Source organism: Streptomyces sp. Y309 (assembly GCF_056712025.1).
In genome coordinates this window covers 4,248,789-4,261,164 of sequence record NZ_CM160048.1, presented here as the reverse complement: position 1 = coordinate 4,261,164, position 12,376 = coordinate 4,248,789, and the positions used below count along the sequence as shown (strand labels likewise).

At 75.0% G+C, this 12,376-nt stretch carries 7 protein-coding genes; 4 read left to right on the top strand and 3 right to left on the bottom strand.

The genetic code is table 11. From position 1 onward, the window contains the following. Nucleotides 1–21: 21 nt before the first annotated feature. Both AC0KTA_RS16950 and AC0KTA_RS16945 read left to right on the top strand, forming a co-directional pair. Nucleotides 22–2,124, top strand: coding sequence for a sensor histidine kinase (locus AC0KTA_RS16950; protein ID WP_481055951.1), 2,103 nt, complete (start codon nucleotides 22–24; stop codon nucleotides 2,122–2,124). Between the two features lie 268 nt (nucleotides 2,125–2,392). After that, the gene (locus AC0KTA_RS16945) at nucleotides 2,393–5,491 is read left to right on the top strand and encodes an AfsR/SARP family transcriptional regulator (RefSeq protein ID WP_481055950.1); all 3,099 of its coding nucleotides are present in this window, start codon (nucleotides 2,393–2,395) and stop codon (nucleotides 5,489–5,491) included. On the opposite strand, the gene AC0KTA_RS16940 is transcribed toward AC0KTA_RS16945, so the two are convergent. Together AC0KTA_RS16940 and AC0KTA_RS16935 are read right to left on the bottom strand one after the other, a co-directional pair. After that, nucleotides 5,484–7,196, bottom strand: a complete 1,713-nt coding sequence (locus tag AC0KTA_RS16940; RefSeq protein ID WP_481055949.1) for a bifunctional 3'-5' exonuclease/DNA polymerase — start codon at nucleotides 7,194–7,196, stop codon at nucleotides 5,484–5,486. The genes AC0KTA_RS16945 and AC0KTA_RS16940 overlap by 8 nt on opposite strands. 420 nt (nucleotides 7,197–7,616) lie before the next feature. After that, nucleotides 7,617–8,090 carry a MarR family winged helix-turn-helix transcriptional regulator gene (locus AC0KTA_RS16935; protein WP_481055948.1) on the bottom strand — a complete coding sequence of 158 codons (474 nt, stop codon included), beginning with the start codon at nucleotides 8,088–8,090 and terminating at the stop codon, nucleotides 7,617–7,619. Between the two features lie 75 nt (nucleotides 8,091–8,165). Between AC0KTA_RS16935 and AC0KTA_RS16930 the strand changes: the two genes are divergently transcribed. Both AC0KTA_RS16930 and AC0KTA_RS16925 read left to right on the top strand, forming a co-directional pair. Next, nucleotides 8,166–8,648 (top strand): ester cyclase, encoded by a 483-nt coding sequence (locus tag AC0KTA_RS16930; RefSeq protein WP_481055947.1) that lies wholly within the window; start codon nucleotides 8,166–8,168, stop codon nucleotides 8,646–8,648. A 187-nt stretch (nucleotides 8,649–8,835) separates the two neighbouring features. Beyond that, on the top strand, nucleotides 8,836–9,675 hold the full coding sequence (locus AC0KTA_RS16925; RefSeq protein WP_481055946.1) for a nitrilase-related carbon-nitrogen hydrolase: 840 nt from the start codon (nucleotides 8,836–8,838) through the stop codon (nucleotides 9,673–9,675). 99 nt (nucleotides 9,676–9,774) lie between these two features. Here AC0KTA_RS16925 and AC0KTA_RS16920 read toward each other — a convergent pair whose 3' ends face one another. Then, nucleotides 9,775–12,297, bottom strand: coding sequence for an FtsX-like permease family protein (locus AC0KTA_RS16920; protein ID WP_481055945.1), 2,523 nt, complete (start codon nucleotides 12,295–12,297; stop codon nucleotides 9,775–9,777). Nucleotides 12,298–12,376: the final 79 nt, after the last annotated feature.

Genomic DNA, 12,376 nt, shown 5'->3' with positions numbered 1-12,376 from the left:
CGCGTCCGTGTTCTCGGCCGCGTGCCCGTCCGCAAGAGTCTGTTGACCCGGCTCCTCGTCGTCTCCGTGCTCGTCTCCGTCATGTCGATCGCCGCCACCGCGTGGCTCGCCGCGCAGACCACCTCCGGGGCGATCCGGCAGGAGCAGGGGCAGGTCCTCGCCGACGACGCCCGCATCTACGACAAGCTCCTCGGCCTCGCCGCGACCCGCCCCAACTGGCGCGGCGCCGAGCGCACGGTGCGGGAGCTCGCCGCCGGCACCGGCCGCCGTATCGCCCTGACCACCCAGGACCGCAAGGTCATCGCCGACTCCGCCGGGCGCGACCCGAAGCACGAGGCCCGGCTCCCGGCCCGCGCGTCCGCCGTCGTGGACCCGCTCGCCGTCGACACGACGCTGGCCGCGGCGCGCGGCGACGTGTCGGGGTCGGGCTCCGGATCAGGGTCCGGCTCCGGGTCGGGGTCGGGCGCGGACTCGGGTGCGGGGCTCGGCACCGGCACCGGTGCCGTCGACCGCATCGACCCGCGCGCCGTCGGCCCGTTCCGGCTGCCCGCCCGTGAGCGCCGCGACCTTCGGAACATCGCGGAGAAGTACGCCGGGTGTCTGGGCGAGCGCGGCATCAACGCGAAGATCATCGTCGGGCCGAGCGGGCGCCCGTACCTCGAGACGCCCGACGACCCCGGCGTGAAGGTCACGGACTACGACTGCGGCACCCAGTACCTGGACGTCGCCACGGCGACCGAGCGCAAGGCGTTGGAAAAGGTCAACAAGCTCGCCGAGGCCTGCATGCGGCGCAAGGGCTCCGAGCCGGTGAAGCTGGGCCTCACCGTCAGCCGGGACGGTGCCCCGCGGCTGTACCCCGCGAGCGTTCCCTCCGACTACCCGCAGCCGATCCCGGAACCGCCCCGGGGCGACCTCCCGAGCGGGGACGGGGCCACGGAAGAGGGCGTGACGCGGCCCACCGACCCCAGCCGGAAGCCCTCCGCGAGCGTGGTGCCCGACGAGGGGACCGAGGTGTCCGAGCGCCGCGCGGACGCCCTGCGCAAGGAGGAGGCCACGAACGCCGCCGAGGCGCTCGCCGCCAACTGCGTGGACAGCGCCCGCCGCGAGCAGCTCGGTCCGTACGTCTCCTCGGGCGCCCTGCTGTTCATCACCAGCCCGGACGGCTCCCGCTCCTCCGAGAGCGGCTTCCGGCTCTCCGGCGCCAACACCACGCGCCTCGTCGGGCTCGCCGCCGCGATCCTCGCCGTGACCGTGGCCGCCACCGCGTTCGCCGCGACCCGGCTGACCCGGCCGCTGCGCGCCCTGACGACGGCCACGCAGCGCATGAAGACCGGCGAGGCGACCGAGCCCGTGCCCGCCCGTTCGGCCGGGGAGATCAGCCAGCTCGCCGCCGCCTTCAACGACATGGCCGCCCACCGCAAGGCGCTGGAGGAGCAGCGCAAGGCGATGGTCAGCGACGTCGCGCACGAGCTGCGGACGCCGCTGTCCAATATCCGCGGGTGGCTGGAGGCCGCGGAGGACGGCGTCGTCGCGACCGACCCCGAACTCGTCACCTCCCTCCTGGAGGAGGCCCTGCTCCTCCAGCACATCGTCAACGACCTCCAGGACCTCGCCGCCGCCGACGCCGGTACGTTGCGGCTGCACCGCGAGCCCGTCTGCGCCGTCGAGCTCGCCGAGCAGGTCGTCGCCGCGCACCAGGCGCGTGCCGACGCGGCCGGGGTCCGCCTCACCGCCCGCGCGGAGGGCGACCCGTGGCTCACGGCCGACCCCCTGCGGCTGCGCCAGGCCATCGGCAACCTCGTCTCCAACGCGATCCGGCACACGCCGGAGGGCGGGCGGGTGACGGTGCTGTGCCGCTGCGCGGGCGAGGGGGCCGAGGGGGCCGACGGGCCGGGCGTGGTCGTCGAGGTCGCCGACACCGGGACCGGCATCGCCGCCGAGGATCTGCCGCATGTCTTCGACCGCTTCTGGCGCGCTGACAAGTCCCGCACGCGGGCCACCGGGGGGAGCGGGCTCGGCCTCGCCATCGTCCGCAACCTGGTGCAGGCGCACGGGGGCACGGTGACGGTACGGAGCGAACGGGGCAAGGGGGCGGTCTTCACGGTGACCTTGCCGGTGACGTGAGCGAATTTGAGCCCGTCCGGCGATTGAGGACGAGCGCGCAGCGCGATCTGCGTAAGCCTCCCACCCGCAGGGAACGAACAGCGGGGAACATGCAGTGGGCCAGAGGCCAGTTTTGGCCGGACCCGGCCGCGGCGGCGACACTCCCCCGAGCCACGCGTCTACACGCGCGCACCGGCGGGGCCAGGTCCGATGTAGTGATCACATCAGGCCACGCCAACAGATCGCTAACATGTGGCCAACGGTCGTCCGGGACGGGGGTTGGGCGCGCATGGCGGACGAGCTGCGGTTCGGGCTCCTCGGCGTGCCCGCCGTGTTCGACGCGGACGGCGAGCCGCGTCCCGTACGCAGCCCCAAGGGCCGCGCCCTCCTCGCCGCGCTGCTCCTCGAACCCGACCGCGTGGTCTCGGCCGACGCCCTCAAGGAGGCGCTGTGGGCCGGCGGCCCGCCCGCCTCCGCGCACGCGTCCCTGCAGAACCACGTGACCCGGCTGCGCCGCCTGCTCGACGACCCGGACCGGCTGCGCGCCGTCCCGCCCGGCTACCGCCTGCGCGTCACCGACGACGAACTCGACGTACGCGTCTTCGAACGCCGCTTCGCGCAGGCCCGCGCCGCCCACGCCGAGCGCGACTGGGCCACCGCCGAACGTGCCGCCCGCGCGGCCCTCGCCCTCTGGCGCGGCACCCCGCTGTCCGGCCTGCCGACGGGCACAGCGGGCCACGCCCTCGTACAACGCCTGGAAGAAGCACGGCTGTTGCTCCTGGAGTGCCGGTACGACGCACTCCTTGAGGCGGCGGCGACGGGCACCCCACTCGCGGAACCCGGCGCCTTCCTCCCGGAGCTGACCGCCCTCGTCGCGGAACATCCGCTCCGTGAGCCCTTCCACCGCCAGCTGATGCTCCTGCTGCACCGTACGGGCCGCCAGGCGGAGGCCCTCGCCGTCCACCGGGCCCTGCGCCGCCGCCTGGTGGACGAACTGGGCGTGGAACCGGGCGAGGCGGTACGCGAGGCCCACGGCAAGATCCTCCGCGCCGACGCGGACCGTACCCCGGCGCCCGGGGCTCCTGGCGCGGCCGACCCCGACGGCAGGCCGGCCCCGCGGCCGCCCCAGGCACCCCGCTCCGTCCTCGCCGGTGGCCGGCAGGCCACCTCCTCGCCCACCCGCTTGCCCCGGCCCGCCCAACTCCCGCCCAAACCCCCGCACTTCACGGGCCGTGCCGCCGAGACGCAGCGTCTGCGCGCGCTCCTCACCGGTGCCCGCCGCCCAGGCGTGCCGCCCGTCGCCGTGCTCTCCGGTATGGCCGGGGTCGGCAAGAGCGCGCTCGCCGTGCACGCCGCGCACGAGCTGCGGGGCGAGTTCCCCGACGGGCAGCTCCACCTCAACCTGCACGGCGCCACCCCGGGCATGACCCCGCTCACCCCCGGCCAGGCCCTCGCCGCCCTCCTGCGCGACCTCGGCACCGAAGCCCGGCACGCCCCCGAAGACCCGGACGCGGCCGCCGCGTTGCTGCGGTCCCTGCTCGCGCCCACCCGCACCCTGCTCGTCCTCGACGACGCCGCGAGCGCCGCGCAGGTGCGGCCGCTGCTGCCCGGCGGGCCCGGCTGCGCCGTCATCGTGACCAGCCGCTCCCAGCTCACCGCGCTCGACGGCGCCGCCCGCTTCCCGCTGCGGCCGCTGTCCGACGCCGACAGCGCCGCGCTGCTCCGCGCCGCCTCCGGGCGCGCCGGGCTCGACGCCGCGCACCCGCTGGTCGCGCTCGCGGGCCGGCTGCCGCTCGCCCTGCGCATCGTCGCCGCCCGCCTCGCCGCCCGCAGCGCCCTCACCCCGGACGCCCTCGCGGGCCTCCTCGCCGACTGCGGCGACCGCCTCCACCACCTGGAACACGACGACTTGAGCGTCCGCCGCTCGCTGGACGTCGCCCTCGAAGCGCTGCGTGCCTCCGGCCGTGAGCTTGACCGTGATGCCGCCCGCGCCCTGAGTGCCATCGGTGCCCTCGACCTGCCGGAGTACGGCGCCCCGCTCCTCGCCCACCTGCTCCGGCTGCCCCGCCGCCGCGCCCAATCCGCCCTCGACCGCCTCGTCGACGTCGCCCTCCTCGACGAGACCGCGTACGGCCGCTACGTCCCCCACGACCTCATCCGTGACTTCGCCCGCGAACACGCCGCATCCGCCGCGGAGTCGGCCGACCATGAGGCCCTGGCCTGGTACGTCGCCTCAGCCCGCCAGGCCCTCCTCACGATCATGCCGGAGGGCCAGGACAAACAGGACCGAATGGGGGCTACGCCCCCTTGCCCCCCTTATCGCCGCTCCGCGGCTCGTCCTCAATCGCCGGACGGGCTGAAACCTCGCCGCAGCGGTGCAGTTTCAGCCACACCAACGTTCAGCGACATCGACCAGGCGTTCACCTGGGCCGACCAGGAGCTGGCCAACATCGTCACGCTCACAGAGCGCCACCCCGAGGACGCCAGTGGCCTCGTGCCCGCACTGGTGCGCAACCTTTTCCCCTACCTCCAACGCAGGGGCAGGCTCACGGAGTTGGCGCGGCTCGGAGCCATGGCCGTGGACGCCGCCCGCCGTGCGGGCGACCGGCGGGCCACCGCCCAAGCCCTCACCGATCTCGCGGGTCACCGATTCATGGCAGGCCGTGCCGGCGAGGCGATGGTCCTGAACGACCAGGCCCTTGCCCTCTGGCGTGCCCTCGGTGAAGCCTCCTGCGTGCGTCGCGGACTGAACCATCGCGGCCTCCTCCTGGAAGGCCTCGGCCGGCACGCCGAGTCCGCCGGAGCCCTCCGCCAGGCCCTCGACCTGGCCCGCAGCCTCGACGACCCGCTCAGCGAGGCCATCACCTACAGCCACCTCGGCAACCTCTACGAACACACCGACGCCCGCGCCGCCATCACTCACCACGAACGCAGCCTCGCCATCGGCGACCGCATCGGCCACGTCATCGTCCGCCAGTCCGCCCACTGCAACATCGGCTACGCCCGGCTCACCCTCGGCGAACCCGCCGCCGCGCTCGGCCACTTCGAGGAGAGCCTGCGTCTGCACGGCGAGTACGAGGACTGGCACGGCGAGTCCCAGGCCCGCCTCGGCCTGGTCCGTGCCCTGCGCGAACTGGCCCGTCACCCGGAAGCCGCGCGTGAATGCGCCCTGCTCCTCGACCGCGCCGAACACCGCGGCGACACCCACATGGTCGGCCTCGCCCGCCACCAGCACGGGCTGCTCCTGCACGCCCAGGGCCGCACCCGGGAGGCGTACGCCGAGTGGGAGTCGGCGCTCGCCGCCCTCGAGTCCCTGGACGGCGCGGGCGCCAAGGTCGTCGCCGACCTCAAAGATCTACTCTCACTCTGTAACGAACGCTCTATTTAGCATCGGCGTAGCACTCCACCACGGCCACCGTGAACGGAAACCGCACCGGCGTCTCGCCGAACGCGATCCGCCCCGCCAGCTCCCCGGCCTCCCGCACCGCCGCCACGACGGCCCCCGCCTCCTCCTCCGGACAGTGCACGATCACCTCGTCGTGCTGGAAGAACACCAGCTCGGCCCGCATCCCCGCGGTCGCCCTGCGCAGCGCGGCGAGCAGCAGCAGCGCCCAGTCGGCGGCGCTGCCCTGCACCACGAAGTTGCGGGTGAAGCGGCCGCGGGCGCGGGCGTCGGACGAGGCGTACCCGGGCGTGAACTCGCCGTCGGGGGAGGGGAGTTCCGCCCCGGACGGCGAGGGCTGCTCCTGCGGGATGCCCGCCTCGCCGTCCTCGTCCCCGGCCCCGACCGCCGGGGGACTGGTCCGGCCGAGCCAGGTCCGTACGAGGCGGCCCTCCTCGCCGGCCTTCGCCGCGTCGTCGACGTACGCGACGGCCAGCGGGAAGCGGCGGCGCAGCGCCGCCAGGTTCTTCAGGCCGTCGCCGGAGGTCTGGCCGTACACCGCGCCGAGCAGCGCCAGCTTGGCGTGCTCGCGGTCGCCGGCGAACGCGCGGTCGGACAGGCGGGTGTAGAGGTCCTCCTCGCTGCCCGCCACGTCCATCAGGCCGCGGTCGCGGGAGATCGCGGCGAGTACGCGCGGCTCCATCTGGTCGGCGTCGGCCACGACCAGGCGCCAGCCGGGGTCGGCGACCACCGCGCGCCGGATGACCTTGGGGATCTGCAGCGCGCCGCCGCCGTTCGTGGTCCAGCGGCCGGAGACGGTGCCGCCCGGCGTGTACTCCGGGCGGAAGCGGCCGTCGCGCACCCAGTCCTGGAGCCAGGACCAGCCGTGGGCGGTCCAGATGCGGTACAGCGTCTTGTACTGGAGGAGGGGTTTCACCGCCGGGTGGTCGATCTCCTCCAGCTCCCACTTCCGCGTGGACTTGACCCGGATGCCCGCGCGCGCGAACGCCTTGATCACCTCGGCGGGCAGATCCGGGCGGACGCGGTGGCCGAACGCGGCGGAGACCTCGTCCGCGAGCTCGGCCAGGCGCCGGGGCTCGCCGCTGCCCCCATAGCGCTCGCCGAGGAGTTCGCGCAGCACGTCCTTGTGTACGTCGGCGCGCCAGGGCAGGCCCGCGTCGTTCATCTCGGCGGCCACGAGCATGCCCGCGGACTCGGCCGCGGTGAGCAGGCGCATGCGGCCGGGGTGCGCGGTGGCGTCGTGGCGGCGGAGCTGGTCCGCGTACACCTCCAGGAGGGCTTCGAGGGGGAGGTGAGCCGTCGGGGACGGCTCGAAGAGGGAGTCCTGGGAGCCGGGTTCCGCGGCGCGGGGCGCGGGATCGGGCGGTACGGGTCTTCGGTGCAGGCGGGCGTGGGCGGCGGCCGCGGAGCGGGGCTCGCCGTGGCGGCCCTCGTGGCCGAGGAGGAGGTTTTCGGCGGCCTCGATGTCGTAGCAGCGCGCCACGTGTGCGCCCGCCGCGAGCAGTCGTGGGTACACGTCCGCCGTGGAGCGCCAGACCCAGCGGGTCACCTCGGGGCGGCTCCGCACCGCCGCCACGATGTCCGGCTCCCGGCGCACGTCCCCCGCGGGGCGGCCGTCCTCGCCCAGCGGCACGACGTGGGCCGCGCCCCCGTCCGCCTCCGCCACCAGCCACCGCTCGCCGTCACCCATACCCCCGACGATCCCACCCACCACTGACAACGCCCCGCGCAGCGTCTCCGCGACCGCCCACATCGGCGCCCTCCGCCCCCGCCGCTCCGCGGCGGGTTTCCCACCCACCCACCCGTACCTGTCGAACGCGGCGCACCGCCGGGCGCCTGCCCTGGGGGTGGGTGGCTGTCGTGCGCGGCGTGCCGCGGGGCGCCTGCCCTGGGGCCGGGTGGCTGTCGGACGCGGCGCACCGCCGGGCGCCCTCCGCCCCGCCGCTCCGCGGCGGGTTTCCCACCCGCCCGCCCGTTGCCCTCGTACGCGGCGCACTGCCGACGCCTGCCCTGGGGTCGAGTGGCTGTCGTACGCGGCGCACCGCCGGGCGCTGCCCTGGCCATGGGTGGCCCTCGGACGCGCCGCGACGGCCGCTGAGGCGTCCCCCCGCTACTGCCCCCGCAAACGTTCCGCCTGCTCCACCCCCACCTCCGTCGTGCGGGTCAAATAGCGCTCCACCGCGCTCAGTTCTTCCTCCGTGAATTCGTCCAGCGCCGCCGCGAACGCCGTGCCGGGGGCGTCCCAGGCCGCCGTGAGTTCCGGGGCGCGGTGGGCGGTGAGGGAGATGCGGGTTCTGCGGCGGTCGTGCGGGTCGGGGTGGCGTTCCACCAGGCCCGCCCGCAGCAGGCGGTCCACCAGGCGGGTGGCCGAGCCCGAGGTCAGGCCGGTGAGCTTGGCGATCTCGCCCGTGGTGAGAGGGGCGGGTTCGAGGCCGAGCAGGCTCACGCACTGCAGGTCCGTCGGGTGCAGCCCGAGGCGGTCGGCCATGGCCTGGTTGAACAGCGTGTACGCGGCGTGCTGCCGCCGCGCGGCCACGGTGACGGCCGCGAGCAGCTCCGCTCGACGCGGATTCCGGTTTGACACGGCCCGATGCTCTCCCTTCAAATGACTGCGTCACGCAGATGTTGTGTGACGCATACTCTACCTCAGGAGAACACTGTGAGCAGCACACCACCCACCGCCCCGCCGCGCGACCACCAAGAGCTGCACGAGCTGTACGACCGCTGGTGCGAGCTGTGGCGCGGCGACTTCCGCCACGCCGACGACATCCTCGACCCCGACTTCGTCGTGCACCAGGCCCGCCCGGACGGCACCGACTCGGGCGCGACCCGGGGCCCCGCCCGGCTGCTCCCCGAGATCGAGCAGACGATGGCGGTGTTCGGCGACATCGACCTCACCGTCGACCTCGGCCCGATCGCCGACGGCGACCTGATCGCGGCCCGCTGGACCCTCCGCGCCCGCTACACCGGCGGCCTCCCCGACGCCACCGCCCCGGTCGGCACCGCCGTCTCCTTCAGCGGACACGACATCCTGCGGGTGTCCGGCGGCAGATTCGTCGAGTACTGGACCTGCACCGACGTCCTGGCCGGCCTGGCCCAACTCGGCGCCATCTCCGGCCCCAACGGCCCGGCCAGCCACTGACACCCGCTCCGCCAGCCACTCAGCCCGTCCGGCGCTTGAGGACGAGCCGCGAAGCGGCGATACGGGGGTCCAGGGGGGCGGAGCCCCCTGGTTACGGGAAGGGGCGGGATTGGGGAGCCTCCGGCAGGACCCGCCACCTGGCCCCGCTCAACATGCCGCCCCGCAATCCCCCTGCGAGGCTCACCCCATGCGAGTCGCGCTGGCGCAGACGGACTGCGTACTGGGAGAAGTGGAGGAGAACCTCGACGTCGCCCGCGACCACGTGGCCCAGGCGGCGGCCCAGGGCGCAGACCTCGTCGTGTTCCCGGAACTGAGCCTGCACGGCTACCACCTGGGCGCCCTGAAGAGGGACACGTCCCTCGCCGCCGACGACCCCCGCCTCCACGGCCTCTCCCTGCACGGCCCGGACATCCTGGTCGGCCTGCACGAGCACACCAGCCTGCGCGCCTACAACACGTCGGCCTACTACTCCGGCGGCGCCCTCCTGCACGCCCACCGCAAGCTGTACCTGCCGAACTACCTCGCCTGGGAGGAGCGCAAGCACGTCAGCCCCGGCCAGCACCTGCGCGCCTACGACCTGCCCGGCAACCACGGCCGCGCCGCCACCCTCGTCTGCAACGACGCCTGGCAGCCGGTGCTGCCGTGGCTGGCCGTGCAGGACGGCGCCGAGGTCATCGTCGTACCGACGAACAGCGCCGCGAGCCTCGACCCCGAGGCGATGGACACCGGCCTGTACTGGGACACCCTGCTGTCCTACACGGCCCGCATGCTCCAGTGCTGGGTCGTCTTCGTGAACCGCGTCGGCAACGAGAACGGGGCCACGTTCTGGGGCGGTTCGCGGGTCGTGGACCCGCGCGGCACGGTGGTCGCGCAGGCGCCGAAGTGGGAACCGGCCCTGGTCACGGTCGACATCGACGTCCACGAGGCCCGCCGCCAGCGCCGCGTCGTCCCGCTGGTGGCGGAGGCCCGCCTCGGCCTCATCGACCGCGAGGTCCGCCGCCTGATCGACGAGGGCGGCGACTCCTAGCCGCCGGGGGCCCAGCCCGCGTACGCACGCCGCTCCCAGCTCGCGTACGCACGCCGCCCCCAGCCCCGCGTACCTACACCGCCCCCCAGCCCCGCGTACCTATGCCACCCCCGGCACCCGCCGCACCCCCAACACCCCACCCCCCACAGCCACCACCCCACACACCCCCACGCACACCCCCATCACCCCCCACGGCACCACCACCCCCACCGGTGCCGACAGGCTCGCCAGCGCCGCGGCCAGGCCGCCGAGGCCGACCAGCGTCACCGCGAGGCCGAGCACCGCGCCCACCACCACGGAGAGGGCCGCCTCGACGCCCACCACGACCCGTATCTGCCCCGGGGTCGCCCCCACAAGCCGCAGCGTGCGCAGTTCCGGCGCCCGCACCGGCGCCGTCATGAGCTGCGTGCTCAGCAGCGAGATCGCCGTGTACGCAAGGCAGATCGCGAGCAGCACGAGCAGTCCGAGGCGCGTCTGGTGCTTCATGCCGGGCGGGTGTTCGGCGGCCAGCCACTCCCCGGCGGTCCGCACCTGCCCGCCGGTCGCGGCCCGCAGCGCCGCCGCGACGGCCGTCCGGTCGGCGCCGTCGCGCAGGGTCACGTCCATGCGGTCGAGCGGGGCGGACGGGGCGTTGCTGGCCGTCACGTACGCCCCGTTGTCGCCCGTGCCGCGCGCGAGCACCGCCACGATCCGCAGCCGCGCCCGCCACCCGTTCCCGAGCCACACGTCCACGTGCTCGCCGACCCGGTGCCGCTCCCACTCCTCGTTGACGACGATCGAACGGTCGTCGAGACGGCGTACGTCACCGGCGACCACGGGCAGCCGCGTCACCGCCGCGAACGCCCCGGGGTCCGGCAGCGCGCGGGCCTCGGAGCGGACGAGCGCGGTGCCGTCGTCCTCGCGTACGAACACGCCGGTGGCGCCGGACGCGGCGACGACCGCGCCCGGGACCGGCCGGTCGAGCGGCCGCAAGTCGCCCCCGGTGACGACGAGTTGAGCACCGGTACGCCCCCTGGCCTCCGCCGCCTTGGCCCCACCCACCGTCGCAGCCGACCCGAACAGACACCCGGCAACCGAAACGGTAACGAGCACGGGCGCGACAACGGCAGCGGTCCGCCGCACAGAACCCCCAACGTTGGCCCGAGCAAGCCGCCCGAGACTCACCCAACTCCTACCTCTGCTCCGCCCCTTGGCCCCACGCCCGCCGCTGCTCCCGCTCCGGGGCCCGCCCGGGCTCCCGCTCCGGGGCCCGCCCGGGCTCCCGCTCCGGGGCCCGCCCGGGCTCCCGCTCCGGGGCCCGCCCGGGCTCCCGCTCCGGGACCCGCCCGTACCCCCGCCCCCGCTCCCGCTGCGGGCGGCCACCGCCCGTCCCCCGCTCCCGCTGTGGGCAGTCGTGCCGCAGGGCGGCTCCCGACCCTCAAGGCAGCCCAGGCCGACGCCGCCCTGACGGCCGACAGCCACCCCGCCCCCCGCCGACGGGACCGCACGCCGTACCAGCACCCCAGGCCACCGAAACAGCAGCACGACGTACCGAACCAACACCGGCGCCAGCGCAGCGACCCCCGTCGCCAGCACCATCGGCTGCGTCGTATACGTCTTGCGCTTCAGCAGATCCGCAGGCTCCGCCCACAGAGTCCACGCCAACAACCCCAGCCCGCCGGCAAGAAGCAAACCACCCGCCACCCGCCGCCCCAGCGGCATCGCACCCACATCCAGCGAAGCGTCCCGCAGCGCCTCCACCGGACTCACCCGCCCCGCCCGCCACACCGCACTCCACGCCCCGGCGACTGCCACGACGAGCCCGGTCCAGAAGGCGAGCTGGTACGGCCACCACGTCCAGGAGAAGCCCGACGCGACGGTGAACCACGGCGGCGCCACCTCCACGTCGACCAGCGCACGCGCAAGCACCGGCGCCGCCCACGCCCCACCCGCGCAGCCGGCCGCCGAGGCCACCGCGCCCACCACCACGGCCTCCCCGAGCAGCCACCGCCGCACCTGCCCCCGGCTCGCCCCGGCCGCCCGCAGCAGGCCCAACTCCCGCCGCCGCAGCGCCACCACGAACGCGAACGTCGACGCGGTCACGAACGCCGCCACGAACGCGGCCACCCCGCCCGCCGCGCCCAGGAAGGAGTTCACGGCCACCAGCGCCCGCGCGTCCCGCTCGGCGGCGGGGTCGACCAGCCGCCGGTCGTCCCCGGTGAGCACCCGCGCCCCGGTGCCGGACGCGGCGACGGCGGCACGCACGGCGGCGACCGGCGCGGCCACGCCCACGGCGTCCGGCGGCGTACGGTCCCATGCCCTATGGTCCGATGGCTTACGGTCTGTACGGATCTGCCCCAGGCGCCCGAGCCCGCGCAGCAATTCTTTGTCCACAGGGTGTGGATGAACGAGTTTCTTCGACACGTGACCGACCTCGGGCCCGCGCCGCACCGGCACCGTGAGCGTGTCCCGCCCCGCCACCACCACCGGCGACCCGGCGAACCGCACCGGCTCCCGCACCGGCGGATCCAGGCTCGCCGCGAGCCCCACCCCCATCGCGGCGGTCAGCGCCACCCCGAGGGCGACGGCCACGAAGGCACCGAGGAATCCGGCCCAGCGGGCCCGGAGCGACGCGAGAATCATGGTTCGAGCCAACCGCGCCGGGGCCCCGCGCTCACGACCACCAGCGGGCCGGTCGAAGGTAGGGTCAGGCCTACCCTTA